This window comes from Dorea hominis (assembly GCF_014287705.1).
Classification (GTDB): Bacteria; Bacillota; Clostridia; order Lachnospirales; family Lachnospiraceae; genus Dorea_D; species Dorea_D hominis.
The window spans coordinates 33182-59152 of sequence record NZ_JACOOY010000017.1 but is presented as its reverse complement, the minus strand read 5'-3'; the positions used below and the strand labels follow the sequence as shown (position 1 = coordinate 59152).

The following is a 25971-nucleotide window of genomic DNA, read 5'->3' as shown; positions in this document are numbered from 1 at the left end:
ACTTATCTCACCTCCTGACTCTCTTTTTCTTTGTGTTCCACACGTTTCTCATTCTGGTTTTGTTCTTCTGCCTTTCGAAGTCTTTCTTCGATTTCCAATGAATGCTTTTCAATCCGGACGGTCATACGGACTTCTTTTCGGAGATTTTTTAATTCCTCATTGATTTCGGACAGCCGTACTTTTCCACTGTCTTCACTGTCATTCCGATAGAGCTTTCTGCGTTCCTTCATCAGTTCTGAAATCTGCTTTTGTAACGGCTCACGGTATGTGGCAAGCTGTTCTCTGGTCGTAATGTCATGCTTCATTAAAAACTCAATCTGTTCAATCCTCTGATCCAGTTTCCGGATATCCTCTCTGATGGCATACGGACTTCTTCTCGGTCTTTTTGGCAGTACTCCCATCTGATATAAATAGGAATAATATAATGCCTGTATCCTAGTCAGTTTCCTCTTTGGAGAGATCTGCACCGTCTTTTGATAGATGCGTTTTACTTTTGGCTGTAAGATCTGTCCACGGATCTCCTCTTCGGAATAGTTTTTTCCAAGGGACCGTAGCCGGATGTACCGTTCCATCCCCGGAGCCTTTAAAGCGACATATTTCCGGTTCAGTTTCCATGTGTATCCACGCTTTTCCATTTCTTTTAAGAATTGTGACCAGGAGTAGCTTTCCTGTACAGACTCCCTGATATCCAGACGGATCGCACTTCTCCATGTCGGTTTCCCTTCCTGTTCCGCTTTCCACTGTACATAAGGGATTGATTTTTTCTGGTCGGATTCAATGATAGACAGACCATATTTTCTGCACAGCTCATCGGAGATCTTCCGGATCTCCGTATAATAACTCTTTGCATTGCTGTGGTACTTACGCCCGTCTGCCATGCTCACAGAGTTCCAGACAATGTGGTTATGATAATGTCTGGTATTCAGATGCGTTGTGATAACAACTTCATACTGTCCCTTTAAGAGCCGGTCTGCCAGTTCCTGTCCGATGAGATGTGCCAGTTCCGGTGTCACCTCACCTTCTGCAAAACTCTGTACCAGATGGTATCCTTCCACACCGCCCATCTTATGAAATCTCTTTTTTGTTGCCACCATATCTGCATACGCATTTTCATTGGTACATCCGATGGTATCTTCGAAGACCGCCTGTTCCGTCTTTGTCCGGTTCATGGCATAATCAATGGCAGCCTCCAGAGAGTCTGCTTTCTGTGTGGTTTTTTCTTTGTCTTTCACATATTCGATAGAACGGTCCAGGCGGTGGACGGGGATAACACTTGTATAAGCCATCTGTCATTACCACTCTTCCTTTACCAGATGCCATGTCTCTTTGGTAAGCCGGAGCATTTCCTGCACACTCTGCTCACTTGCCATTCCCGAAGCGTTCGCAACATGGGCAAGCTGGTTCGCATTATTGCACAGACCCGCTATCTTCCTAAGCAGTTCCGGGTGATGCTCACAGGGTTTTGCGTGTACCTGTGCTCCTAAGATCAGCGAACGCATAAACTCTTCCCGGCTCAGTCCGCTTTTTTCCACCTGTTCCTCCAATTCCCTGAGTTCCCTTGCATTTAACCGCACTGGGATCACATGGTTTCGTTTTCGCATTGCATCACCGTCCCTTCTCTTTTCTCTTTCATCATATCGCCAAGCTCCTGATCCGACCGTTTCGCAGTCACCATGCAACAGGTCACCACGACTCCGAAACAACCTCCAAACATCAATGCGATCATAATCATGACTCCGTCTCTTAACATAGCTTATCCTTCCTTTCCATGTTCATTTTATATTCGGGGGATTGGGGTTCTCCCCAAAGTGCGTTTGGATATCCAAACGCTATGCTTGCAAAACGAGTACCGCCAGTCTCTGTATCACCCGGCAGACCCGCCTCTGATTTATTTCGATTCTTTGATCTGTACCAGTCCATCGAGTGTCGTACAAATGATATGGAGTCTGTCTGCCATGCTGATTTCCGTGTTCATCGTCCCTGTCACTTCTTTTCCGCATACAACGACCATCCGGCATCTCCGTAAAAGGATATGAGACATCCTTCCATATCCCTGCATATCTTCCGCATCTCCTTCTTCCAGAAACGGTGAAAATCCAAACCTCGGACAGATCGGTACATAACCCAGTTCATAGATTTTCCTGCAATATTTCTGCACTTTTACCCGGCTTTCTTCTGCTGAACAGCACACATAAGCCAGAGCCTGTTCCATACGCTCCATCTCCTTCCTGCATCCAGTTGGATGCCATTGCTTTTTCTCTATAAAAACAAGATGTCCTATTGGACATCCAGGCTACTTTTCATCCTCGTTTTCTTCTGCTTCTAACGCAAACTTCACTCTGTCACTTCCCAGTTTATAGTAGGCATCCGTCACTTCAATTCCTACGGCACGATACCCTGTCATAGCCGCTGCAAGGACAGTTGTTCCTGCTCCGGCAAACGGGTCCAGGATCAGACCTCCCGGCTCACAGATTTGGATCACATCTTTCATAAGCTGCAATGGTTTCTCTGTCACATGGATACGGTTCTGCGGATTTCCATATCGGAAAACACCCGGCAGACAGGAGACCGGGCGGTTGATCGGCATCGGTCCGTTACTGCCCCACACGATATATTCAGCCTGCTGGCGGAAACGCCCTTTCTGTGGACGGGAGTTTCCCTTATCCCACACCGCTGTTCCTCTCCAGATCCATCCTGCCCACTGCAATGCATCGGTAATCGATGGATACTGACGCCAGTCAATGAACAGGCAGATCGGAGCACCTTTCTTACAGGCTTTCCGCACATCATAAAGCCACTCAGCCATCCAGTGTGTCCAAGATCTCTGGTCTTTATTATCTCCATCGAAATCCGGAAGTGCATTCGCAGCACTCATACTGCTGTATTTCTGGTTTGTAGTACGATTTCTTTCATTCTGCTTTGTTCCACCGGACGCATACGGTGGATCGGTAATGACTGCATCAAAGATTCCCGGCTGGAATGCTTTGACCAGTTTTAATGTATCTCCATGTAATATTCTCCAGTTTTCCCCTTCGGCATATTCCTCTGGGTATGTTCCCTCTTTCATAAGTTCTTCCAAACTCAGGCCATTTGTCATAGGCATCATCCTTTCTTTTCTCAGCGTTCCGGCTGATTTTTCTTCTTTGTCTTTTTATTTTCTTTTGGTGGTGGACTCAACTCGGTTTCCACATATTCACTGATAATCAAAAGTGCTTTGTAATAGTCCCCACTTTCCAATACCCTTTTACACATTTCTTTTGCTGCTGCTGTCTGTTTATTCTTTTTCAAAAGAGTTGAGGCATCGCCCATAATGGAAAAAATATTCCCATTATGTCCAAGGAGCTGTAACTTGGGACGTTGTTTCTCAGGCTTTGTCGGAATCTGCTCTGTTTTCTTCTCATACATTTTCGGCTGTTCTATATCAGGATGCCAAAAATGCACATTCAGCGTTCCTCCATCTACCTTGATATCCCTCTGCTCAAATCCTTCACCCCAACCGTCACTGTACTGTCCTGTAATGTATTCAGTGAATTCCTGTAGTTCTTCCTGACTTAAAAGTTCATTTAATTCCAGTTTGGTACATCCGTACAGGATTCCGTCTTTGTTTTCTATCGTAACAACTGCACTTTGTATCTTTCCCTGAATGGACTCACTTCCATCAAAATACTGCATGAGATCATCTTCCCCATAGCGTTTCAGTTCTTCTCGGATGACTTCTTCATAATCGGCAAGTTCTGTTCCATCTAACGGCATTCCATATTCATCACTCTCCGACCAATCTTCTTCCCATTCGGATTCTTCTGAATAAAGATTTCCAGTCAGCTCTGTCAACAGATGTATGTGTATCGTTCCTTTTTCTTCCATTCTCTATCACCTTCTTTCTAATGGTCTGTCCCTGCATTTATTTGCCTGCTTTTTTTCTTTCGCAAGGTCTGCATAATCTGCCCCTTCTTTTTCCGGCAGATTGCAAATAATCTGATACGTTCCCTCGTAATGCTTTTTCATCTGTTCTTTCGCCCATCTCCCTGCAAAGTCATTATCGGTACAGATTTCAATTTCTTTGATTTCCGGATGATTCTTCAGAAATTCTTCCAGTGCGTCCGGCGGCTTTTTAAAACGTTCACTCTGTATCTGTGCGTTTTCTTTCGGAGCAGCGATTCCCCCAAGGGAAAGACGATATTTATCCCTATTTTCCTCTTCCAGTGTCATGTGTGCCAATGCATCAATACACGCTTCATATACGGCAACTCGCTTTGTTTCTCTTTCAGGTGGAATGCAAAAGCTGTACTTTTTTTCACTCCCGGTCTGCTCCATCTTGAATCCCTTCCCGTTTTTTTCATAGATTCCTCGCAGGAATGCATATCTTGCTTTTCTGGATTCATCTTTCCCAACAAAAACAGCGTTATGGTACGGGACACTTTCATAAAGGATTTCATGTGAAATACAATATGTGATCACTTCATCGCTGATTCCTCTGTGGTTTAAATAAGCCCTGATTCGTCTGCAATTACAATACCTCTCCGGCAACTTAAATGGCAGTTTTTCCCTTTCCACAGCCTGTGTCGGAATAAAAGACGGACTCTCTTCGCACAACAGTTTTACGGCATCTGTAAATTTCATTCCATCTACTTCAATCAGGAACCGCAGTGCGGACACGCCACCGATATCTCTGGATTTCCAATGCCATTTGCTGGACAGTTCATTGATTTTAAAACTGTCATGATCCGTCAACTGCCATTCATTTCTGGTCCTTGTCTTTTGCAGTCGCTGTGCCTGATGCGTTCGCAAATACTCATACGCAGTCATATTTTTTGCTGCCTGAATCTCTTCTTCCGTTACCCAGGGCATTACAGAATTGCATCCTGAAGAGCCAGTACCTTATCCGTCCGCTCCCAAGGAAACTCCTTTCTTCCAAAATGACCAAAAACTGCCGTCTGACGGAAAATCGGACGATTCAGTCGAAGGGATTCCATGATCTGAACGGGTGTCACTCCAAACACCAGTGGGATTGCTGCCGCCAGACAATCATCCGCACACACTTTTCCTGTACCAAAGGTGTCTACCTCAATCATAACCGGCTCTGCTACTCCGATTGCATAAGCCAAAGACACCTGACACTTGCTTGCAAACTCAGCAGCTACTATATTTTTAGCGATATACCTTGCCATATAAGCTGCCGAACGGTCTACTTTCGAACAGTCTTTTCCCGAAAATGCACCGCCGCCATGCGGAACCATACTGCCATAAGTATCCACCATCAGCTTTCTTCCGGTCAGTCCGGTATCTGCATCAAATCCTCCGCACACAAATTTTCCTGACGGATTGATCAGAATCTTCGTATCCTCATCCGGCGGCAGTAATCTGAGTGCTGAGCGAAGCACTTTCTCTCTGATCTCGGCATCTAACTTCTTCAGGTTCTTTTCTGCACCATGCTGGCAGGAAACAACAACACTTTCCAGTCTCACTGGTTTTCCATCTTCATATTCTACGGTTACCTGTGCTTTTCCATCCGAAAAGATATCTTTGATATATCCGCTTCTTCTGCAAGCCGAAAGTTCACGTGTGATCCGGTGTGCCAGAACAGTCGGCATTGGCATAAGCTGCGGAGTATCATCACACGCATATCCGACCATAACACCCTGATCTCCAGCTCCCCTGCTTCTATCTCTTAATTTTGCGCCGATATTATCCCGAAATTCTTTCGACACACTCACTGCTTTCGCAATATCTGGACTCTGCTGGTGTACAAACGTATCCATTTCTATCCCATCTGTACAATATCCACACTCTTCTAAAACTTTTCGGATCACATCAAACACTGGTGGTTCATATCCGCTGGTGATTTCTCCTGCTACAAACACATTTCCTCTTGTAGCAAGGACTTCACACGCCACTCTCGAAGATGGATCGTAACGCAGACATTCATCTAAGATTGCATCTGCTATCTGATCGCATACTTTATCCGGGTGTCCTTCTGTTACTGATTCTGCTGTATAAAAACGTCTCATCTTTCTTCTCCTTATCTACAGACAGGGCAGGCGCTGCCTTATGCACATCTCCTGCCCTGTCAGATTGGTTTATCCTGTAATTTTTATTTTATTTTTCTTCTGTTTCTTCTTTGTTGTCTGTCATTTTTGACTTCTTTCTGCGGTATACAGTCACTCCTGTAGCTGTTCCGGCAGATGCCAGTGCAAGCAGAACAAACGGCCATACTTTCTGGTTATCACCTGTTTTTGGTGCATTTGTTTTTTCTGTTGTTTTCTCCGGTGTTCTGGCATCTTTCATTTCTACTTTCTGGACTTCCATTGTATCTTTCAATGTGAATGTAACATCTTCCGCAATCTCGTAACCATCCGGCGCTGTGATCTCACGCAGAGTAAGTTCTTCATTGACCGGGAGCTTTGCAACGGAATGTGGCTTTCCATCCGTAATCCACTCTTCCAAAACAGTTCCGTCTTTGCGGATGATCTGAAGCTTTGCCCCTTCCAGTTCTTTTCCGGTTGTTAGGTCTGTTTTTGAAATTTCCACTTTGGAATATTCATCTTTCATCTCAACCTTTGTCACACTGCCATCTTCTTTGACTTCAAACGTCACATCGCTGGCAGACACATAACCATCTTCATAAGGAGCCAGTTCTTCATGTAAGGTATAACTTCCTTCCGGCAGTCCGTAAATGACATGTTCTTCCTTCGTACTGATCCACTCTTCCAAAACAGTTCCGTCTTTATCAATGACCTGCAGTTTTGCTCCTTCCAGCTCATTTCCGGTTGTTGCATCTGTTTTGGTAATACGTGTTTCTGTCGGCTGATTCTCAACTTCTTTGTTCAGTTCAATCTTTGCAAGATTCTGATTTTCATAGGTTGCGTCTACATTCCATACTTCTTCATTTGGAAGATATCCGGCTTTTCTGACTTCCTCTTTGACATAGTATTTTCCATGTGGAAGATCACTGTCGAAAGTAAGTGTTCCCTTTGTATCTGTTGCTTTCTTTTCCAGCAGGGTATCTTTCTCTACGAGAACCTCTCCCTGATTAGAAAGAATATCTTCCGCAGCATACAGTCCAAAAATAACACCTTCCAGCTTTTCTCCTGTGACAGAATCCTTCTTTTCTACCGATACGGAAACTTTCTGTCTTTCATTTTTATAGGTAACGCCTTCATAAACAACTGCCTGTGTATCATCCTCTGCTGTCAGGGTAAATTCTTTCTGTTCTGTATTCAGGACAAAATTCTCTCCTGCTACAACCTCTTTCAGATAATACGTTCCCAGTGGCAGATTATTGATAACTGCTGTTCCATTTTCATCTGTAGTCAGTTTGGCTACCAGGTCATCTTTCTCATAACGGACAACTGGATTTCCTTCTTCGTCCTTTGCTCCGTCCGGTGAATAGATGGTATCTTTGGCATATACTTCAAACTGGGCACCTTCTACTCCGGTTTCTTCATATTTAAAATCTTTATAGATACCTGTTTCTTCTTTACCAGATACAGCATTTCTTACTTTAGAGACCAGTGCTTTTACTTTTGCCAGAACAGAATCTCCTGTTACTTCGGTAAGCTGTTCTCCTTTTTTCGTCAGGAGCAGGCTTCCTACCTGTTCATCGTTTTTCTGTTCTACCTCTACAATCGCTGCTCCTGTATCTGGATCAATCTGATGTGCAGTGTTTGAGGATACAGTGATCTCAATGGCACTCTGTGGATTTTCTTTATAAGTTCCCTTTGCAGTCTGCTCTAATGGTGAAATAATCGTTGTTCCATCATACAGGGACTCTTCGCTTCCCTGTCTTACAAATCCTTCCGGTGCTTTCACTTCTTTGATTCGGTAGGTAGAGCACTTCAGTTCCTGCGGTGTGATCAGATATCCTTCCTCATTTGTTTTGAATACACTGATCTTTTCTTTCTTCGGATACTGAACAACCTGTTCCACATATTTCTTATTTGTCACATCGTAAATCTTATAAGAAGCTCCGGCCTTTAAAACGGTATTTCCAGTCTGTGCATCCTTCTTTACGATTTTCAGCAAAAATTCAAACGGACGGTCATCAAAGACTCGCCACTGCATTGGTTCTCTGCTGTCATCTTCCACATTTACAACAAACGGATCAATGGTTTTCAGATTCTCCGGAGTAGTGCTTTCTACTACAACATAGCTTCCATACGGCAGTTCTGGGCTGACTGCATATCCTTTTGTATCAGTGATCAATTCCGGTACTGGTACGGCTGTTCCGTTCTCGTAAGTAACTGCAACCTGCTCTTTGCTGAAGTCATAATTTTTGAAATCCCTTGCTGTATAGCTTTCTCCATTGGACGGTTTCAGTTTCCCATTTTTCACCTGTGTCAGGTCGCTGATCAGATATACCTGAAATCCTGCTCCTGCAACCAGGTCTGTTTCTGTCTGCTCTCCATCTTCACTGATTTTGATTAACTGGAATGCCTGTTTCTTTACCTGCTCTTTTACCGTAAGGTCTCTTGTCACTTCGGCAACATCCTGACCTTCATAAGTTACGGATACCTCATATTTGGTAGTATCCAGTGTATATCCTTCCGGTGGAGTGATTTCTTTTACATACATTTCTCCAAGGTATAATTCTGAAAATTCCAGTGTTCCGTCATCTCCGATGACTCCCTGTGCAATCAGGCTGTCCTGTTTATACAGAACTCCTGTTGTGCCATCCGGATGCACTATGTCCTCTTTTGCATACAGACCATACACCGCACCACGAAGAGCACTGTCCCCCTGCGCTTTAAATACAAGTGTTTCTTTATCGATCTTTGCGATTTTTACTTTTCCGGTGACTCTCTCATCGGTTGCTGTTACCGTCAATGTCTTACCGGCTGCAACATCTACTTTATATACTTCTGTATTCAATTTATATCCTGTCGAAGCAGTGATCTCTTTCACGTACACTGTTTTCAGTGCAGAGTCAAAATAATCGCTGACTGCTTTTCCGTCTGTTCCGGTTGCAGTCATCGTCATTAGCAGATTTTCGCACTTCTTATCGGTGTAAATACCGTAAACTGCTCCAGATAGTGGGTTCTGTGTATTGATATCTTTCTTCGTCAACTCAATGCGTGTCATATTCAGCCACTGTACACTGAAACTTACCGGAGCTGCTGTTTCGCTTTCAAATACACCGATATCCTGCTTGGAATCTCCGGTTGTCAGCACCAGCGTTCTCCATGTCTTTCCGACAGAACCATATAAGCTGCCGGAAGCATAACTGCCTGTCAGTAATAAATCCGCAGACAGATAGAATGTATCTCCACCATAAATCTGGATGTTTCCATTTGTAACACTTGTTCCTTTGGAAAGATTATGTGCTGTCACATTTTCCGGTACACTCAATGTCACATAGTTTCTGTGATCCCCGGACAGTGTGATATTTGGTGTTTTCTGGATGTTTCCATCCCGTACTGCATTCAGCTTTGTACTTGAAAGGCTCAGTTCACCTTTTGGCGGTTCTTCCTGTCCAAACAGATAATTGATATATGCGATAACCCCTGCATTTACAAGGTCATTATAATTACATCCTGTAAATCCGGCTTCTCCTGCATAAGCGTAGCTGGCTGCAATGTGTGTATACACATACTTTTCATCTTCCGTTTTTCCAGACAGATAACTTCCTGTCAGATCTCCTGCCCCGCCATAACCATAATAAAGGACTTTCTGCAGATTTTTATTGCTGTCCAGTACCTGTGCTACATAACTTCCACTCGGTGGGGATGCTTTCTGGGACTGAAGGCAGTATGCAATCTTTCCATTGACTGTAAACAGGCAAGTAAGATAATTTCCAATATAACTTGGATAATAAATAGTTCTCCCCTTTGTCAATGTAACTGTGGAACCGCTGCTTGTAGCTCTTTCAGCCGCAGACAATACCATCACATTTCCCTCTTCAATGTCCTCTTTCAGTTCTTTGACTGCCTGTGCAGATGCATCTTCTTCGGATGTTTCAATTTCTACATCTGTGTAGTTCTGCACAGGCGAATCCGAATCATCTTCAGATTCTGTATCTGACTTCTGTTTCTCTCCACCATTTTCTTCGGAATGTGCCTGACCTTCTGTATCCGTCAGAGTCACTTTCCGGGTGATGGTATAGCTGTCACTCTTATCTTTTGGAACGACCATATAAGTGGCAATATATGTTCCTGCTTTGTCAGAATGATACTCTCCACCATTCTCATCTTTGATACTTACAAGCGTAACATCCTCTTTTTCTGCATCATAATGGATTCCTTCCATACTGGTTTCCACTGCAAATGTTTCATCCGAAATCTCTTTCGTAATATCGTTTGCCGTAACTGCCTGTTCTTTCTGACTCGTAACCGCCTGTTCGGATGCCTGTACCTCCTGCCCCACATCCGTCTGCTCGGCAGCGAACGCATTGGCACTGCTTAAGGTACTGACGCCCATCAGGACAGCCAGTCCAAAGGCTGCGATTCTGGTTTTTAAATTCTTCACCTTCATGTGTGTTTCCTTTCTGATAATAAATACATTGTTCAGTAAAATACCGCAGAAGGTTCTCCCTCTGCGGTAACATTTATCTTGTATATTGCTTTTCTGCTTTTTTCATTTCCTGTCTGGTGCGTTTTACTGCATCCATCACTGCCTTTGTCGGCAAATCATTTTCCAGACATCCTTCCAGAATTCCATCCAGATAAAATTTCGATGGTCTTGCCGGAACATCCTTATGAGGGGAGTTCATCGTGTATACGAATACTTCCCTTAAAGCTCCAGCCTGATCCTTTACCTGAATGGTTTCTTTCCCATAAAAATTTGGAAATCCTTCATAAAAATCCAGATTCTTTTCACAAGCTTCTGTGATCCTCCATAAAACTCCATCCACACAGCTTCCTTTTTCCGGAAGCACAGTTGCAACGCCATTTCCCGGAGCTCTGCCACGAAATGCCAGCCGGTAATCTTCCAGCCGGACATTTCCAACCACTTCCGCATCCGGACAGCGGAATCTCATCTGCCCCAGGTTCATGTTACTGCCATATGCAAAATAATATCTCTCTTCTATTTTTCTCACCTCGATCTGACGTCATCCGTCCTTTGCTTTTTCTTCAGACACTCATACGTGCTTTTGTCATATCTCCATGCCAGATCACCTTCCAGATTTGCCAGCAGATGTTTCCGCACATTTTTATATTCTTCTCCGATTAATCCGAGCCGCAACAAAAACGTTCGGAATGTAAACGCCGGGTTTTCTGAGATCGGTGTCTTTTTCATCTGGGTGGATCTCTGATTGATCGCCTGTGCGGAAATCGCAAGTGCCAGTGTAATGTTTGCCCTCACTTTTCCTGCATGAAGGGTACTTTCAAAACAGCGCCACTCCAATGTCCCTTTGGAAAATACAGCATGGAGGTTTAACGCATAATACCGGGTACTGTCATAATGATTATGACTTCCATCCCTGCCTCCATACCAGACATTTCTTACCCGGTCCATCGTAATGGATTTGTTTGGCATTTTTCGGATTTTTTCCAATACCTCCGGACGCACCTTCTGACAATAGCTGTACTCTCTTCTTTCCTGCACTTTCAGTGCTTTGAACAGGATATCTTCCTTTGCGTACATAATGGTCAGCGCATTTTTCAGACTCTGCGGTGTATGGTTCGCCGCATCTACATGAACATGCTGACCACAGGACTCATTGACAAAACCTCCATGTCTCCGCAGACAGCGTACAACTTCCTGTAATTTCCCCATCTCATCATAGGATAATTTCGGTGATACCATCTCTGTTGAATATTCTCTATCTGCTGATACGATTCGACCACCTGATTTTCTTTGTGTATCAATGCTTCCGTCAGACATGAACTTCCACTTTTTTCCTTCCCGATCTCTCGCTGACCATATTCCGTAATACGCACCTTCATAAACGGCTTCTGTTCCGAACAGTTCTGCTACAACTTCTGCAGCCCGTTGTCTGGTGATCCCTGTCATCTCGATTTCCGTACCAAAGTACTGATCCTGAATTCCAATCATCACCGACACTATCCTTTCTCAGACAGTTCCAGTTCTTTTCGCTCCGCATCTGCCTTTCGCAGTAATGCTCCGATTGCTTCGATCACCGTAACAGTTACCCCGTTCCCAGCCTGTTTATATAGCTGTGCATCCGATGTGCAGTCTATGATCTTATCGATCTGCCAGTCATAATATCCCTGCAGACGCAGACACTCTCTTGGAACCAGTCTGCGTATTCTTCCGTGATACAAGATGCCATGACGATCTGTCGCAGTAATCGTGAACATTGGTTCTTCCGGTTCCTTCATGCGTCTGCCGTTCTGCCGGACATTCTCTTTTGCTGGTGTTAAGACTGCTCTTGCTCCATCCTCTGCTAATACACCGGAACATTCTCCTTTGTGATTATGAATTCCTGATTGTCTGGTATTCAGGCATCTACAATGTTCTGTTACCAATGGTGGCGGAGACAAATCTACAAAATGAAGTGTTCCCTGTTGAACACCTGTAGTCAGGGTGTGTGCAATCTGATGTCCGACTCTTCCTCTCCTGCTGTTGAGATTCGCATAGCCCAGATCGATGCTGTCCCCTTCTCTTGCAAGTTTGTAGCCGAGCTTTGTATTCTCTTTGATTGGAACACCTACATCATATAATCCTGTCTTGCCGCCCATTCCACCTGCCTGTGATGTCAGGGTACAGCTTAGTCCTTTGGGACTGTAGACTCTTTTCCCCTGACTTCCTGCCCGGATTTGAATAAGAGCTGCTCCATTTGTTTCTGGTTCAGGTAATATTTTTCCGGCACATCGGAAATCAAGATATCCGACAATATACACCCGTTTCCTTGCTTGGGGGACTCCGAAATCCTTGCTGTTAAGCACTTTCCATTCGACATGGTACCCCAGTTGCGAAAGCGTACTGAGGATGGTGCAAAATGTCCACCCCTTGTCATGCGAAAGCAGACCGGGAACATTTTCAAGGATAAAATACTGGGGTCTTTTAGCTTTAAGAAGCCGGGCAATCTCGAAAAAGAGGGTTCCTCTTGCATCTGCAAATCCTTCTCGCTTTCCGGCGATAGAGAATGCCTGGCAAGGAAATCCTGCACAGAGCAGATCAAAATCCGGCATTCGTTCTGGTTCAATTGTTCGTGCATCACTACAATACCACTCCCCTTCTGTGTCGAACAGCAATCGGTAGTTCTTATCCGCATAAGTATCCACCTCGCAGTGTCCGACACAGGTAAATCCCCCTGCACGTCTTAAGCCTTCTCGGAATCCGCCGATTCCGCTAAAGAGATCAAAAAATTGAATGGTTGCGGTTATCAACCTCCTTTGCTGATAAAAACAGGCGGCATGATTTTCTCATACCGCCTTGCATTTCTCTGTATCTGTTTATTACCATTCTGTTGGTTCTTCTGCTTGGGTTTCTTCTTCCGGTTGAATTTCCTCGTCCAGTTCGCTTTCTTCTTTCAGTTCGGTTTCCTCGTCCGGTTCGCTTTCCTCGCTCGGTTCGTTTTCTCCTTCCGGTTCGGTTTCCTCGTCCGGTTGAGTCTCTTCTGTTCCAGATTCTCCGGTTGCAGGTTCAGCTTCTTCCATGCTGTCTTTGTTCTGCCATTCGCCCTCTGCCTTTTCCAGTGCCTCTTCGATGATCTGAATTAAGAAGTCTTTCTGTTTCATGCCTTTTTTTGCGATGACTGTTTTTAATCTCTGGAATAATTCCTCTGATACCTGTACTGCGATTGTTCTTGCTGTTCCCATGCTCATTTCTCCTTTTCCTGCAAGTCTTTCAAAATGTTCTTCGATGACCTGCTGTATAAATTTCTGTGTGCTGCTTTCTGTCAGTTCAATCTCTTCTCTTACTTTTTCGTGTAAGTCCTTCGGGATCTTTCCGCATATGTTCTTCATCTCTGTCATAGCGTTTCTCCTTTCCGTTTCGCTACACACAACATACTCCAAAGATGCATGGAAAGCTATTCACAATACCTACCAAAGATATCAATGCTGTTTTGCTCCTGCCCCTAGCAGATCCAACAATGTATGTATCGCACAATCATAGGCCTCACCCCCTTTACATATTTTCCATCTGAGATAGGAAATCCATCATCTGATCCGGGATATCCTCAGCCGGTGGATTTGTTCCACTTTGTTCCGCACCGCCACAAATGTTTAATTCCCGAACACTTTCTTTGATCGTCTTTTGGATGATTTCTTCCATCCACTTTCGGTCCTCTTTTTCCAGAATCGCCTGAACAAGATACTGGTTTTTCTGTCCTTCCGGAACACTCTGGAATTTCTTCCATGCTTTCTGGTGTTCCGGATTTTTCAGGTTTGGACGGAACGAATATACCGGACGTGTCATTTTGCCCACATCTGCTCTACAATCCGTTCATACCCGGCAGCGTTCGCATGGACGTCCTCGATAAAAACAGGGCGGCAAATCGCGTCCTGTGCGGTCACGTGGCGTTTTAAAATCGCAGAACCTCCACCCATAAATACGCTCGGCACCGCCCTGAGATCAAACCCGGATTCCGTTACCGCAGACAAGATTCTCTCGATGTATTTCCGTCCGTTTTCCTGTATGACAACTCTTGCATCTTCTGCCATGCTGCAGGTTTCCCCACGAAGTACACGTTCGATCTGTGTTTCCGTTACAGACAGTCCGGTATTTCTCCTCACCTGTTCTGCCGTCTCATCAATACACCGAATCACACCCAGTTCCAGACTCCTGCAGGTTGCCGCATTCGGAACACCATTATCCAGTCTCATCAGATCAACCGTCCAGCCACCAACATCCACCAGAAGAACAGATGGTTCATTCTTCAGGTACTCTGGGTGCAGAGCCAGGGCAGAGTACCCCTGTGGGAACAGTTTCACATCTTTAATCTGTATCTCATACCATTCACTTTCATATAAAAAGCGCACTGGCTGTTCTTTCCGCAACAAATACTCCCGAAATCCCTGTTTCTCCCTTCCAAAGCTGGACAAAGGCAGTCCAACAGCCAGAATGACTTCCGTCTTTCGTTCCGCTTTCCGGTGCTTGATTTCTTCCGCAATCGCAGCCAACGTCAGCAGATAATAATTATCATTGGACGTTTTATTTTTTACCAGCGTCTGTCTCCCTGTACCGCAGACATAATACTTTCCCCGATACTGCAGAACATTCTGCATCGTATACGGCTCATAATCATACTTGATAATGCCACTGGGAAAAGACACATGTTTTGTCTTGATCGCATAATACCCATGATCAATTCCTACTATCATCACAATCACATCCTTCTTTCATTTTTTCGTCTGGCATAAAGCCAAGAACCCTTTTTCTACTGCAACGGATCGTTGCAAAAGTGCCTGTTTTGAACACTTTTCTAAGTTTCCACCCCCCAAAACCTGCGGAAACTCTGGGGTTCTGATATCGCTGCTGCTTGAGGAACACTCCCTGTTCTTTCCCAGCCGGTTAAAAAATATCCCTCTCCCGGTGGCTGTCCAGCCTGTCCGGGAGAGGGATATATCGCAATGTTCCTTTTTGAACAATAGCCTGTCTTTTTATTTTTATGAGATGTTCTTCCTGCTTTTGTAGCATGGCAGAATACTCATCTTCCGTCAAAAATTTCCGGATATAAGCTCCTTTTTTCCCCAGCGTGTTATCTGTTTTTAACATCTCTATTTCTACCATGTAATGGGTATCCGGATGATATCTGGTTTCACATAAAATGCTTTCGCCTTTGATATAATCCGATTTCACCGCCTCCCTTGCCGCCGCTAAAAGTTCATGGATACTTACCTCCACCTGCATCACCTCCTTCAAAAATAGCGAAAGAAAAGCAGACCCCTTAATCGAAGTCTGCCTCTGTTGAATCTTCCTCTTTCTTATTCATTGTAACAAATATCTTTCTAACCAATCATACTTTTTTTTAATAGATTGCTGTAGTTTTTCTGACTCTCTCTTTATGGCTCTTTCTCTATCACATAATTCTAGAGCTTTTTCTATAACCCATTCACTTTCCATCTGATTCATTCCTTGTTTCACAGTATTTAAATAATTCAAATATATAACCTCATCTGTATCACGAAGAAGAATTTCACCATTAAACATCTTTTGTATACTATCTCCACGATATTTTTTCTCGTTAAATGCATACAGTTCTTCCGCATATTCCGGGTCTATAATCACCCTTGGAACACTTGCTTCCTTTGATTCCAAAAAATAAGCCCGATTCATTGCCGGACCAAACCAAATATTCTCTTCAGTATCATAGAACATTTCACCATATGTAATTGCACCACGAGCAATAAATTCATTTTTCAAAAATTCATACAACACTTTTTCAGTATTATAACAAGCAATTCCCATTAACTCATACAAGGGTTGTTTATAAGAGAGAAATTCATGTTTTTTCTGATTGTGCGTATATCATTTATGATTATAAGGATGGCATTGAAGAGAGTCGGAAAGATATGTATGAGTTTCGTCTAAATCCTTTTCTCGTTTTACCATTTTATTAAAAATGCTCATAATATTATACCATTCTTCAAAGTTACTCCTACTTTGAGAACCTAATATATCAATAAATATTACCACTACTTTTCTAAATTTGTGTTCCATATAAATTTCTCCTTATATAATATTTCTAAAAATTATACTATATTTCAAGCTCCCAAACAATGTAAACGTCAAACCACTCTCCTAGACCTAGTCTGCGCATTTCTGAGATATTCTAAAAAGCTATTAGGAACAACTATATGGATACAGATGGTGAATGGTGTGTAAAGGCAAGAAGATGCTGGGTTGAAGAATAAAAGAAACCAAAGCGCAGACAGTTCACAAAGTTATACGTTACAGAGAACACCGAAAAAGTAAGCTATTTATAAGGATTTTTATGGTAGTTGTAAATTGAAAATGATATACTTATCCATATTGATCATTTATAAACTTATTTTATAGTTGTTACCGTATTCTGATAATATTTATAGCGAATGGAGTGTAGATATATGAATAAATATTATTTTATATCACTGATAATAACACTATTTATAATGTTTTTATTTACCTATTGCGTTTTTCAAAAGGTAAAAATAGTCTATAGACTGATTAATTGTATCAAAGCACCGACACAAAAAATACTATATTGTTTTTTTATGTTTATGTCTTCATTTGCATATATCTTTATTTCTTTGATATTTAATGATGTATGTAGTGAACTTAGTTCCATATTCAGTGCATTATACTTGTTGTTTAGTATTTGGACAGTTAATATATTTTTTGAAAAGATATGTCCAAAAAACGAATTAAAAGTGAGCGATAAGCATTGGGCGATAATATTATCTTATATTTGTGTTGCAATATCGGGAGGAATAATATCTATACAATGTGGTTCAAGTGAATACCTAACTGTTTCCAGTATTGCTATAAGTGTTTTGATTGGTTCGTATATTTCTGTAGAAACTTTTTTAAAAAATAAATCTCTTATAGTATTACTAACGGAATATATCGATAGTGTTAAAAAGACATCAAAAGATGTCAAAATGATTTTAGAAAGTAGCTTTGTTTTTGTCATTTTGCTCTTTCTTTGCTTTTCATCATACAATGATATAGTAAATCAAATTATTTATGGAATAGCAACGGGAGAAGTAATATTCTTATTCATTTTTTTCATTTATATTATCTATACTAAAATAATAAAAAGATAAATATCTCACATAAGCGTAAGTAAAGTCTAGCATTGATACCAGATACCAGTAAAATTTTCATTTACAAATTATGCAAAATTTGAAACCAGCAGATTAGTATAAATTCCCAGAAATAAGTGCAACTCAATAAAAGTTGAAAACTACTTGAAAATATAGGAAAAACTAGCATTTACGCAGATTAGAGACGAATGGTTTGGCGTTTACCAACCCCAAAATCCACTATCTAAATTTCCGAAATCTTTTATAAAAAAGATATCTCATCATACCGAAATATCTTTTTGTTTTAATCGCCATGTAATTCCTATCACAAGAGCAATAATCAAATCCAATTTATATGCATCATTTGTTTTTCCAAACTAGTAATCGTATCTTCTTCATCAAAACGGAAAACCGCTTTATCCAGTTTTATATCATAAAAATGTAATAAAACAAATCTAACAAATTCGGAGAACGTCACAATTCCTTTAATTGGAATTCTACAACATTCTTGATTGGATAATGTTAAATGAGTGGCTGCATGTTCGCCTTCAATATGATCATCTGGAGCATAATCAATTCTAAGCATAATCGGGACTCCTTCTTCCTCCATAAACCAATCTTTATCTTCTGCTTCATATGCTTCAATTTCTTTGAAGTCCCAAATTTTATTATGCTTCTTCATAAAAACTAATCGTTCTTTTACAATTTTATCATTTGAAATTTCATATTCTGCTTGAATTATGCCTTTATCATATAGTAGCAATGTATACTGTAAATTTTCAAGTAATACTTCAATAATTCTTGTTGCAGTTATATGCTTATCCAATATAATACTTCCACTATCGTTTTTCCCCGAAAAAGATATTTCCCAAGAATCACTTCCTGTTTGTTTTACAGATGCTCCTTTTGCATCACGCACAATTCCCTTTTTCCATAATTCTTCATTTGTTTTTTTCATATCATCTAAGATATGCTTTACCATCTTAGAGGCAGGCATGTTATTCGCCTCCCTCAAGAAGCTTAGCCAATTCCTCTTTACTCATTCCAAATAACTCTTGCATTAATTGGATTTTTGTAACATTACCATTTCCCGTAAGCTTTCCAATTAAATTTTTTGTTTTATCGATAGTCTGTATGTCTTTTGCCGCTACATCTTGATTATTCAAGAAAATTTGCTTTTGTTCTTCTTTAGTTGGATATTTATCAAAATGGAGTTTAAAATCTTGTCTTTTTATTTCTTCAAATTCCTCTTGCAAGACCGTCATATCTTCTCCATATCCCAAAACTTTTACCCAACCCTTAGAACGTGTAACGGCAGTAAACAGCGCATTCCTATCCGACCTTCTTTGTAAAGAATTAACACATTTTTGAGCATTTACAATATATACCATATATGTTTCATTACCTTTTGCTCTTCTTACGCTAGAATAAACAACCGAATCTTCTCTAAAAAAATCTTCTGGATTTGCTGCTCCAGCTGTATGAATTTTAAATTTATATATTTCTTTATCCTCATCATAATTAAATTCATCATCCCAAGCAACCGAATTATACTCCGACTGGATATTAGATAACCTTATACAATTTTTACTGTATTCAAACGTATCCATATCAATAATCATGATATCTCTAGGGAGCAATTGTTCTTGCTCTAAATCTGATTTCAACATGTCCAAAAGAGCTTTATACATTTCTTTATAATTTTTATATCCACAAAATTGAATAACTTCGTTAGGATTGGTTTTTAACAACTCCGGGCTTGTTTCTTTTGTCCGATATAAAGTTGCTTCTTGTCCCTCTATAATAGGAGTATCACTAACATATCCAATTGCTTCCCACACAGATGATGAACTCGGTAATTGTAACAATCCCTCTTTTCGATATAACCCCATACCAATGGCATGTGCAGTTACTATTGCATTCCCTTGGTTTCTATAGCAAACAACCAATGGGGTATCATGATCAATATTTCTCCCAAATATTTGCTCTGGATTGGGCATTGCCTCTTCATTCAACTTTTGTAACTCATCATACGCATATACTAATCGCTGATTCTTATCCAATATTTTCAAACACAATTGTAAATAATTTTTATCAAAATCCTGTGCTTCATCTATCAAAATACAATCATACATTTTTTGAAAATTTTTAATTGATGATAACAATTCTCCACATAATCTTGAAAAATGATTTGCACTTTTCCCATATTTCGCTCTAGCTTCTGAAAAATTCATCGGTGCAATACCATGACGTAAACACACTTCATAATATACTCCTTTGGAAGTTGCTGATCCCCACGACTGCATAATTTTCAATTTTTCTGGATTATATTTAGCACCATCATTTTTTGCAGCATAAAACCTTTCTATTAGAGCTTCCAATTGACCTCTAAGAGATCGGGTTGAATAGGTAACAACTATATTCCATTCTGGATGTGCTGTATGCAATTCTACAGCTTTTCTTGCTAAAATAATTGTTTTACCGCTACCTGCCATTCCTCTAATACGTTGAATTCCCGTAGCATCCGACAAAATAGCTTCCATTTGTGCACTATCATATTTTTCGATTAACGATGCCATCTGATTAATTGCATAGGCTTTGGTTCCTTCTTCTACATTTTCTCTTTCTTTATAGGTGTTTATCCCATACGCTTCCTGAAGTCCCGACAAAATTTTTCTGTATAAATCATCCCCATATTCTTGTTCTTCTCTTGTCTGCTCAATAAAATCCATTATATCATCGACATTTTGAGCTAATGGGTAATCTTCTTCTTCTTTAATCGGTGTTACAGAATACGTTAAAGTATAAAAATCAAAAATAAGTTTTCTCTTTTTAAATAAAAAATTCTGCTTTTTAAATTTAGTTTCTACTTTAGCATAAATATCATCTTGAATTTCCCCATATTTCACTACAGGCTCTGTTAAAATATTGATGATATAAACTCCGATTTTAGACACTAATGCCATATCCACACATACTCTTCTATTTGCTACCTCATCAATATATATTGGATATCCTAAATATAACTCACCTTCAACATTCTCATATTTTTTCAAAAATTTCTGAACAAATTGCTCTGCTACATCGGTTTTAATTCCAGATTCAAACGCACCAAGAATTTTCAAATTACTATTCACAAAATCAGCTCCTATCCCTCTCCACTCTATATTAATAATTTACACACACAACTTCTTTTAACATTATATCCACTTAGTACATAATATAAGATTTCTCTGAATCTTTCACTTTAATTGAAGATGCTCCAAAATTTTAATCCTTAATAAATCATGTTATCATTATCTTATAAAAAAAGTGGATTTTCAATATCTTTTAGTTTAAAACAAACAAATTATTTTTCTATGCATTAAACCAATCTTAAATCTTCCATATGAATATAAATTCCATAAATTAGCTCTAAATGGGAAATCTTTTCTATAAATAAATTTAGTCTTAAATGAAATATGCTGGAAATAGCACCATTCCTTTATCTGTTTCATTCTCATACCTTCTGCTGATGCCACCCAGCTTACTAAACATTGTTTCTTAAAATCGTCTATCCCTATCTCAAAAAACAAATAAAATAATACATTGTAGTATCTAATCAATACAATTTCTTTTGTTATTTTTTCCTTTGACCTCATACACACTTTCCACCTCTCACTGTATATCCAGTTCTATTTGTCCACACATTTTTACCCTATACACCTTATACTCACCCCATAATAGGTAGTTAATATTCCGACCATTATATGGACTCCCTATGTTCCCATCATGCAGAAATACAATATCTGTACTTAATACACAATGTATATAACGTTATTATCTTGCCATTTCACAGTTGCAAAAAGAAAAGAGAACCTTTCACAGCCCTCTTTCATATCGACTTTCTCATTCATTTATCATACTCAACAGTTTGTCAACCAATGTCTCTAAACTTTTTCCCAAAAATGGGACAAAGTCTGGTATTGCACCAAATGCCATCCCAATTATTATCATTCGACCACATTCTCTTGCAGATTCCAATGCAAATCCATAGCTCAAAACACCTGTCAGAATAAATATAATTGATAAAAAGTAAAGAAAAATATTTCCCAACATCATAGGAATTTTTAATAACCAGCAAATCAATGTCATTACTACAAGAATCAAACACAAAAACACTTTTATTATGTACTTAACCAACATTTTTAATCCCTCACTTTTTTATCTTTCCGGACAGCAAGAATCCTGCCATCCGGACTTCCATTTTTTTGCTATCCGGACTTCCACTTTTTTGCTATCCGGGCTGCAAAATTCTTGCTATCCAATACAGTTCATTATCCTTTCGTGTATATCATTTCCGTCAAAATCATCTCTTCTGCATCATGACAAATGGTATTCATCCTCCTAGTCCATTCCATGTTGTCCTGTCTTTTTAATTTCTCTGTAATTCCTTGTTTCTCCATCATCTGTTTTACTAATTGTTCTTCCCTATCCCTTGCTTCTGCATCAATCTGATTCAAATGCTCAACAAGTTTTCCTTGTAACAACAATATTTGATATTTTGCCCTTCTGTGTTCCTGTAAATAGCTTTTACGAAGCATCCCATATTTCCCATATGTTGGTTCAATATCTTTAAGTGCCAATTCCGGCAAATAATAATCACCACATAACATATAAGTAAGTCCATTTTTCTCATCGTAAATTTCGTTCTGCATAAAATATTCTCCTTTTCTTCCTATAATTGGTCGTACATCTTCAACAGTGTTCCCTTTTTCATTTGACTATATTTCACTTGTAATTCTTCATATTTTTTCTGTAGATTCTCATATTCGTTTTTCGGAACACTATCGAATAATTTCTGTTCTAAACTCTTAATCCGTGCTTCCTGTGCTTTTGCAATAGCATCGCTTTTAGGATTTCGCAATATCATTCCCTGTTGTTTTTCCTTCAATTCCATCATGACCTGTTTCACATTCGGATTATTATAGAAAAAACCTCTGGAAAGTCCTGTTAATTTTGTAAGTTCAGCAACTGAAATTTTTATATTTTTTCTATACATTGTTTCAATAGCTGTTATTGCTGTTTCCGTCATTTCCGCACTTTTTTCTTTTGCCAGTGCTACCATTTTATCGTGTTTCTGCATTTTCCTTTTCCCTCCTGTATTGTGCTAATAATTCATTCATTTCATCTCGTACAGCCTTTGTATCCTCCGCTAATGCTTCGTTTCTTAACCGCCGATAATGTGGTATGGTTCGTGTATCCTTATGCCCCAACAGCCTTGCAATGCTATCATCATCTAATTTCATTTCTGTAAGTTTTACTCCAAAAGTGTGTCTAAAACGATGTGTACGAAACTCAAAATAATTTCCATTATCATCCCTGATATCATTTTCATAAATCATGATATTTACATGATATTTCAGCATTGAATCTGTATATAATTTCCCATTATCTTGCAAAAAAATATATTCTGAATCTGGATGGTCCTTTTCTGAAACTTCTATTGCTTTTCTAATCACTTCTGCCAGCTGATTGCTGACTGGTCTTTTGTATTTCCTTGTTTTATGCTGGAGAATAGTTATAAAATAATGCCCAGATTTCTCAGATAAGCAATCCCTTCGCAAAGTCAACGTATCCTCTATTCTTGTACCGAGCATCTGATGTATTATTAGACATCTTCCTAACTGGGGCTTTAATTTTGTTAATGCACTATTAAATCTCCTGATTTCTGCATCTGAATACGCTTCTGGCAAAGCGTTGTCATATGCTCTGCAATCACTGGACAGAAAAAGATTGCATAAATTTTCTATTTCCAGTTCCCGCCCAATTTCATCCAGCAGATTATCCAAAACCGACAGTTCTGTTGTGTAACTGACTGATGTAAGACCGGTATCCGTTTTTATATAAACCAGATAATCTTCTATCATATCCCTGCTAATTTCTGTAAAATGCTTTACTTCTGGAAACCGATCATACATAAATCTAGCAAACCGACGGAATCCACACAATTCGCCTTTTATACTACCCATTGCTTTTGTCTGGCAGTGGCTATACAATATTCTCTTTATTATCTCTTTAAATTCTCTCTGCCTAATCTCACGAAAATCTAATCTATATCTTCCACGAATCGGATTACTCCTTGGCACAATATCCAGCTTTCTCATATCCCATACATCTTTTTCATTTTCTGGAATATCTGCTGTTTTACACTTCACAACATACTCATAATACATTTTCAGAAAAGAAACCTGAGCGCTATTTTGTTGCTCAACATTCCGCCTATCCGGTCTATTTCTTCTAACGTACAGCGCCAATCCTTTTTTATATAAAAATGCTTTATAGCTTCTCTCCAGTTCTTCCCATTTTTTATCAGTAATGCTGCTACAGCTTGTACACTTCTCATTCAGAAATTCTTTCAACAGATCAAATCTGTAAATATCATTTACGGCTGTTGATAATGATAAACGTCTACATCTATCATCGATATACCCATAAATCTCATCCTGTATCTTTTCATTACGAATCTCTGATATGTAGTACACCCTGTTTTCCTTCCATTTCAGCCCAGCCAACTGTTTTTCTGTAGCTTGTTGATAACAGTCATAAGAAATCAAATTAATATTACCTTTCATCATCTTCTACTCCTTTCAATTTAAATGACTGATTTCTTGAAAAATATTTATCTTCAGCCGATACAATACGTTCCGGCATGAAATCAATGTACTGTTTTGTCATATTCTCACTTGAATGTCCCAGATAATCTCGTACCCCTTGTATAGAAACTCCATTTCCGTACATTGAAGTTGCAAGGTTATGTCTGTAATCGTGTGCTCTAAAGATATAATCTCCACAGGCAATCCCACGAGCCTTACACTCCCGAATCATCTGATTTGAAAATGTCTGTCCATTAAATGCACCACCTTTTTTATTTTTGAATAAATACTCCCCATTTTTTATTCCGTACTTTTTTTCATAATCGTTCACCAGTCCAACCAATAAACTCGGAACAGGAATGACTTTTTCCCTCCGCATTTTGCTTTGATATATGCGCATCCAATTCTCATTGCCTTGTGAATAAAAGGCTCCCGATTTTATTGTACAAACCTCGCTTTTCCTAATTCCTGTGCAAAACAAAATCAAATACATCAACTGTAAATGCTCTGGGAATGCCGGCAACTCCTTAATCAGATGAGCAATTGTTTTTTCTGGAACACTTCTTTCGTTGTGTTCTGGAAAACCTTTTTTTAAAAATCGTTCCGGATAAAACTTCAACACTTCAATATTTTTCATTTTCAAAAACTGTAGAAATGTATGTATATGAGTTATATATCGGTTAAACGTGGAATATTTAATATCGGACACATCCAAAATAGATACATAATCCGCTATATCTTGTATCTCCAGTTCAGTTACTTTCTTACTCTGTCCATCCAGATATTTTAAAAATTGTGAAATAAAACTTATTGTATTTCGGATATTTGATAAAGACAGATCAGATATCCCAACTAAATATTTTGCGTATAATTGTAAATACCAACGATTTTCTTTTTCGTAAATATTAATAAATGAAAGACTTTTAACAGGTGAACTGGCATTGATTCTTGATTTATCAAACTGAAACCTATCCATATACCAGATACATGCTTGCCAATTTATCTCTGAATCTGTTAGAAATAACGTTCTTCTCGCAAACTCAACAATCTTAGAAGCCTGTTTTTTTATAATTTCTGACTCCTTGTTTAAATACAGATAAAATCTGTTTTCATCTGCCTGTTCCATTTCTTCAATATCATCTATTCCGTACTTATCGCAAAACCGTACAAGTGCTTTTAATGGTTCTAAAAAATATCTTCGATGTCTTTGTACCTTATCCATATTCAGAATTTCACACAGCAATATTTTTGTCTGTCGCACCAACTGTGATGAATGTATCCTCGTTAAGTCCCATAACAAATCATTCTTATCGACCACCTGACGGAAAGATTGTGCTTTCTTCTTATTGGGGACATACAGCAAAAACAATTTGTCTTGCTTAAAAAACTCCTGTTCTACAGAGAAGGGCTTTCCCTGTGAATAGACATTCGGCATATTTTCTATTTTTAAACGATCAAATAAGCTCAGTAATTCCGCTTTATATTTTTCTGAAATATCCTCTTTTTCAAGAGAATCCATATACATTTTTCTCGTTTCATAGTTAATATCTGCAGTACACTGTATATCTGTATACTGAAAAAATTTGTATAACCGGTTATAGTATTTTGCTTCTCCAGTCGTAACTAAAGATATTTCTTCCTTTAATTTTTCAGATATTTTTTCCTGATATAACTTCGGAACAATTTTTAATACTGCCAAGGTAATC

General features: G+C 39.6%; 27 protein-coding genes. 1 reads left to right on the top strand and 26 read right to left on the bottom strand.

What is annotated here, in order from left to right; genetic code table 11:
- Positions 1 to 2: 2 nt before the first annotated feature.
- The 18 genes from H8S07_RS12125 to H8S07_RS12040 form a co-directional block, all read right to left on the bottom strand.
- Positions 3 to 1286, bottom strand: a complete 1284-nt coding sequence (locus H8S07_RS12125; protein ID WP_118377778.1) for a relaxase/mobilization nuclease domain-containing protein — start codon at positions 1284 to 1286, stop codon at positions 3 to 5.
- Positions 1287 to 1292: 6 nt separating this feature from the next.
- Complete coding sequence (locus tag H8S07_RS12120; RefSeq protein ID WP_024852688.1) at positions 1293 to 1601, bottom strand: plasmid mobilization protein; 309 nt, start codon at positions 1599 to 1601, stop codon at positions 1293 to 1295.
- Positions 1580 to 1750 carry a DUF3789 domain-containing protein gene (locus H8S07_RS12115; protein WP_171054422.1) on the bottom strand — a complete coding sequence of 57 codons (171 nt, stop codon included), beginning with the start codon at positions 1748 to 1750 and terminating at the stop codon, positions 1580 to 1582. The genes H8S07_RS12120 and H8S07_RS12115 overlap by 22 nt, the downstream gene beginning before the upstream one ends.
- Positions 1751 to 1888: 138 nt before the next feature.
- Entirely contained in the window at positions 1889 to 2212 is a 324-nt protein-coding gene (locus tag H8S07_RS12110; protein WP_172590495.1) for a DUF7768 domain-containing protein, read from the bottom strand.
- An 81-nt stretch (positions 2213 to 2293) separates the two neighbouring features.
- The gene (locus tag H8S07_RS12105) at positions 2294 to 3097 is read right to left on the bottom strand and encodes a DNA-methyltransferase (protein WP_330598577.1); all 804 of its coding nucleotides are present in this window, start codon (positions 3095 to 3097) and stop codon (positions 2294 to 2296) included.
- A 20-nt stretch (positions 3098 to 3117) separates the two neighbouring features.
- Entirely contained in the window at positions 3118 to 3864 is a 747-nt protein-coding gene (locus H8S07_RS12100; protein ID WP_186856096.1) for a hypothetical protein, read from the bottom strand.
- A gap of 6 nt (positions 3865 to 3870) precedes the next feature.
- Positions 3871 to 4848: a DUF3991 and TOPRIM domain-containing protein gene (locus tag H8S07_RS12095; RefSeq protein ID WP_186856095.1), complete on the bottom strand. Its 978-nt coding sequence runs from the start codon at positions 4846 to 4848 to the stop codon at positions 3871 to 3873.
- Entirely contained in the window at positions 4848 to 6008 is a 1161-nt protein-coding gene (gene metK, locus H8S07_RS12090; protein WP_128125100.1) for a methionine adenosyltransferase, read from the bottom strand. The genes H8S07_RS12095 and metK overlap by 1 nt, the downstream gene beginning before the upstream one ends.
- A gap of 88 nt (positions 6009 to 6096) precedes the next feature.
- Complete coding sequence (locus H8S07_RS12085) at positions 6097 to 10467, bottom strand: SpaA isopeptide-forming pilin-related protein (protein ID WP_186856094.1); 4371 nt, start codon at positions 10465 to 10467, stop codon at positions 6097 to 6099.
- Positions 10468 to 10540: 73 nt separating this feature from the next.
- Entirely contained in the window at positions 10541 to 11032 is a 492-nt protein-coding gene (locus tag H8S07_RS12080; protein ID WP_329753537.1) for a gamma-glutamylcyclotransferase family protein, read from the bottom strand.
- Entirely contained in the window at positions 11029 to 11991 is a 963-nt protein-coding gene (locus H8S07_RS12075; RefSeq protein WP_055155833.1) for an amidoligase family protein, read from the bottom strand. Before H8S07_RS12075 ends, H8S07_RS12080 begins: the two co-directional genes overlap by 4 nt.
- 8 nt (positions 11992 to 11999) lie before the next feature.
- The gene (gene dcm, locus H8S07_RS12070; protein WP_186856093.1) at positions 12000 to 13289 is read right to left on the bottom strand and encodes a DNA (cytosine-5-)-methyltransferase; all 1290 of its coding nucleotides are present in this window, start codon (positions 13287 to 13289) and stop codon (positions 12000 to 12002) included.
- 69 nt (positions 13290 to 13358) lie between these two features.
- A complete protein-coding gene (locus tag H8S07_RS12065) occupies positions 13359 to 13877 on the bottom strand; it encodes a hypothetical protein (RefSeq protein ID WP_139010014.1) in 519 nt (172 codons plus the stop codon).
- A gap of 154 nt (positions 13878 to 14031) precedes the next feature.
- Entirely contained in the window at positions 14032 to 14322 is a 291-nt protein-coding gene (locus H8S07_RS12060; RefSeq protein ID WP_139010013.1) for a plasmid segregation centromere-binding protein ParR, read from the bottom strand.
- Positions 14319 to 15227, bottom strand: a complete 909-nt coding sequence (locus H8S07_RS12055; protein ID WP_186856092.1) for a ParM/StbA family protein — start codon at positions 15225 to 15227, stop codon at positions 14319 to 14321. The genes H8S07_RS12060 and H8S07_RS12055 overlap by 4 nt, the downstream gene beginning before the upstream one ends.
- A 190-nt stretch (positions 15228 to 15417) precedes the next feature.
- Positions 15418 to 15756 carry a DUF5720 family protein gene (locus tag H8S07_RS12050; RefSeq protein WP_181978390.1) on the bottom strand — a complete coding sequence of 113 codons (339 nt, stop codon included), beginning with the start codon at positions 15754 to 15756 and terminating at the stop codon, positions 15418 to 15420.
- 78 nt (positions 15757 to 15834) lie between these two features.
- Positions 15835 to 16314: a hypothetical protein gene (locus H8S07_RS12045; protein ID WP_186856091.1), complete on the bottom strand. Its 480-nt coding sequence runs from the start codon at positions 16312 to 16314 to the stop codon at positions 15835 to 15837.
- A 60-nt stretch (positions 16315 to 16374) separates the two neighbouring features.
- Positions 16375 to 16566 (bottom strand): hypothetical protein, encoded by a 192-nt coding sequence (locus H8S07_RS12040; protein ID WP_186856090.1) that lies wholly within the window; start codon positions 16564 to 16566, stop codon positions 16375 to 16377.
- Between the two features lie 386 nt (positions 16567 to 16952).
- Between H8S07_RS12040 and H8S07_RS12035 the strand changes: the two genes are divergently transcribed.
- Positions 16953 to 17651: a hypothetical protein gene (locus H8S07_RS12035; RefSeq protein ID WP_186856089.1), complete on the top strand. Its 699-nt coding sequence runs from the start codon at positions 16953 to 16955 to the stop codon at positions 17649 to 17651.
- Positions 17652 to 17970: 319 nt separating this feature from the next.
- Here H8S07_RS12035 and H8S07_RS12030 read toward each other — a convergent pair whose 3' ends face one another.
- From H8S07_RS12030 to H8S07_RS11995, 8 genes are all read right to left on the bottom strand, one after another.
- Positions 17971 to 18627: a DUF2290 domain-containing protein gene (locus H8S07_RS12030; RefSeq protein ID WP_117598153.1), complete on the bottom strand. Its 657-nt coding sequence runs from the start codon at positions 18625 to 18627 to the stop codon at positions 17971 to 17973.
- A gap of 1 nt (position 18628) precedes the next feature.
- Positions 18629 to 20767 carry a DEAD/DEAH box helicase gene (locus H8S07_RS12025; protein ID WP_186856088.1) on the bottom strand — a complete coding sequence of 713 codons (2139 nt, stop codon included), beginning with the start codon at positions 20765 to 20767 and terminating at the stop codon, positions 18629 to 18631.
- 198 nt (positions 20768 to 20965) lie between these two features.
- Positions 20966 to 21271 (bottom strand): hypothetical protein, encoded by a 306-nt coding sequence (locus H8S07_RS12020; protein WP_117598151.1) that lies wholly within the window; start codon positions 21269 to 21271, stop codon positions 20966 to 20968.
- 247 nt (positions 21272 to 21518) lie between these two features.
- A complete protein-coding gene (locus H8S07_RS12015) occupies positions 21519 to 21815 on the bottom strand; it encodes a hypothetical protein (protein WP_117698104.1) in 297 nt (98 codons plus the stop codon).
- Positions 21816 to 21946: 131 nt separating this feature from the next.
- Positions 21947 to 22327, bottom strand: coding sequence for a TnpV protein (locus tag H8S07_RS12010; RefSeq protein WP_117592879.1), 381 nt, complete (start codon positions 22325 to 22327; stop codon positions 21947 to 21949).
- 20 nt (positions 22328 to 22347) lie between these two features.
- Complete coding sequence (locus H8S07_RS12005; protein ID WP_118237241.1) at positions 22348 to 22755, bottom strand: DUF6262 family protein; 408 nt, start codon at positions 22753 to 22755, stop codon at positions 22348 to 22350.
- Positions 22739 to 24247 (bottom strand): tyrosine-type recombinase/integrase, encoded by a 1509-nt coding sequence (locus H8S07_RS12000; protein ID WP_243176023.1) that lies wholly within the window; start codon positions 24245 to 24247, stop codon positions 22739 to 22741. The genes H8S07_RS12005 and H8S07_RS12000 overlap by 17 nt, the downstream gene beginning before the upstream one ends.
- Positions 24234 to 25964: a tyrosine-type recombinase/integrase gene (locus H8S07_RS11995; protein ID WP_118635090.1), complete on the bottom strand. Its 1731-nt coding sequence runs from the start codon at positions 25962 to 25964 to the stop codon at positions 24234 to 24236. Before H8S07_RS11995 ends, H8S07_RS12000 begins: the two co-directional genes overlap by 14 nt.
- Positions 25965 to 25971: the final 7 nt, after the last annotated feature.

Bases quoted from the DNA above. Each gene is read 5' to 3' on its own strand.
- H8S07_RS12125 (WP_118377778.1), bottom strand. From the start codon at position 1,286: ATGGCTTATACAAGTGTTATCCCCGTCCACCGCCTGGACCGTTCTATC.
- H8S07_RS12120 (WP_024852688.1), bottom strand. From the start codon at position 1,601: ATGCGAAAACGAAACCATGTGATCCCAGTGCGGTTAAATGCAAGGGAA.
- H8S07_RS12115 (WP_171054422.1), bottom strand. From the start codon at position 1,750: ATGTTAAGAGACGGAGTCATGATTATGATCGCATTGATGTTTGGAGGT.
- H8S07_RS12110 (WP_172590495.1), bottom strand. From the start codon at position 2,212: ATGGAACAGGCTCTGGCTTATGTGTGCTGTTCAGCAGAAGAAAGCCGG.
- H8S07_RS12105 (WP_330598577.1), bottom strand. From the start codon at position 3,097: ATGACAAATGGCCTGAGTTTGGAAGAACTTATGAAAGAGGGAACATAC.
- H8S07_RS12100 (WP_186856096.1), bottom strand. From the start codon at position 3,864: ATGGAAGAAAAAGGAACGATACACATACATCTGTTGACAGAGCTGACT.
- H8S07_RS12095 (WP_186856095.1), bottom strand. From the start codon at position 4,848: ATGCCCTGGGTAACGGAAGAAGAGATTCAGGCAGCAAAAAATATGACT.
- metK (WP_128125100.1), bottom strand. From the start codon at position 6,008: ATGAGACGTTTTTATACAGCAGAATCAGTAACAGAAGGACACCCGGAT.
- H8S07_RS12085 (WP_186856094.1), bottom strand. From the start codon at position 10,467: ATGAAGGTGAAGAATTTAAAAACCAGAATCGCAGCCTTTGGACTGGCT.
- H8S07_RS12075 (WP_055155833.1), bottom strand. From the start codon at position 11,991: ATGATTGGAATTCAGGATCAGTACTTTGGTACGGAAATCGAGATGACA.
- H8S07_RS12065 (WP_139010014.1), bottom strand. From the start codon at position 13,877: ATGACAGAGATGAAGAACATATGCGGAAAGATCCCGAAGGACTTACAC.
- H8S07_RS12060 (WP_139010013.1), bottom strand. From the start codon at position 14,322: ATGACACGTCCGGTATATTCGTTCCGTCCAAACCTGAAAAATCCGGAA.
- H8S07_RS12055 (WP_186856092.1), bottom strand. From the start codon at position 15,227: ATGATAGTAGGAATTGATCATGGGTATTATGCGATCAAGACAAAACAT.
- H8S07_RS12050 (WP_181978390.1), bottom strand. From the start codon at position 15,756: ATGCAGGTGGAGGTAAGTATCCATGAACTTTTAGCGGCGGCAAGGGAG.
- H8S07_RS12045 (WP_186856091.1), bottom strand. From the start codon at position 16,314: ATGGGAATTGCTTGTTATAATACTGAAAAAGTGTTGTATGAATTTTTG.
- H8S07_RS12040 (WP_186856090.1), bottom strand. From the start codon at position 16,566: ATGGAACACAAATTTAGAAAAGTAGTGGTAATATTTATTGATATATTA.
- H8S07_RS12035 (WP_186856089.1), top strand. From the start codon at position 16,953: ATGAATAAATATTATTTTATATCACTGATAATAACACTATTTATAATG.
- H8S07_RS12030 (WP_117598153.1), bottom strand. From the start codon at position 18,627: ATGCCTGCCTCTAAGATGGTAAAGCATATCTTAGATGATATGAAAAAA.
- H8S07_RS12020 (WP_117598151.1), bottom strand. From the start codon at position 21,271: ATGAGGTCAAAGGAAAAAATAACAAAAGAAATTGTATTGATTAGATAC.
- H8S07_RS12015 (WP_117698104.1), bottom strand. From the start codon at position 21,815: ATGTTGGTTAAGTACATAATAAAAGTGTTTTTGTGTTTGATTCTTGTA.
- H8S07_RS12010 (WP_117592879.1), bottom strand. From the start codon at position 22,327: ATGCAGAACGAAATTTACGATGAGAAAAATGGACTTACTTATATGTTA.
- H8S07_RS12005 (WP_118237241.1), bottom strand. From the start codon at position 22,755: ATGCAGAAACACGATAAAATGGTAGCACTGGCAAAAGAAAAAAGTGCG.
- H8S07_RS12000 (WP_243176023.1), bottom strand. From the start codon at position 24,247: ATGATGAAAGGTAATATTAATTTGATTTCTTATGACTGTTATCAACAA.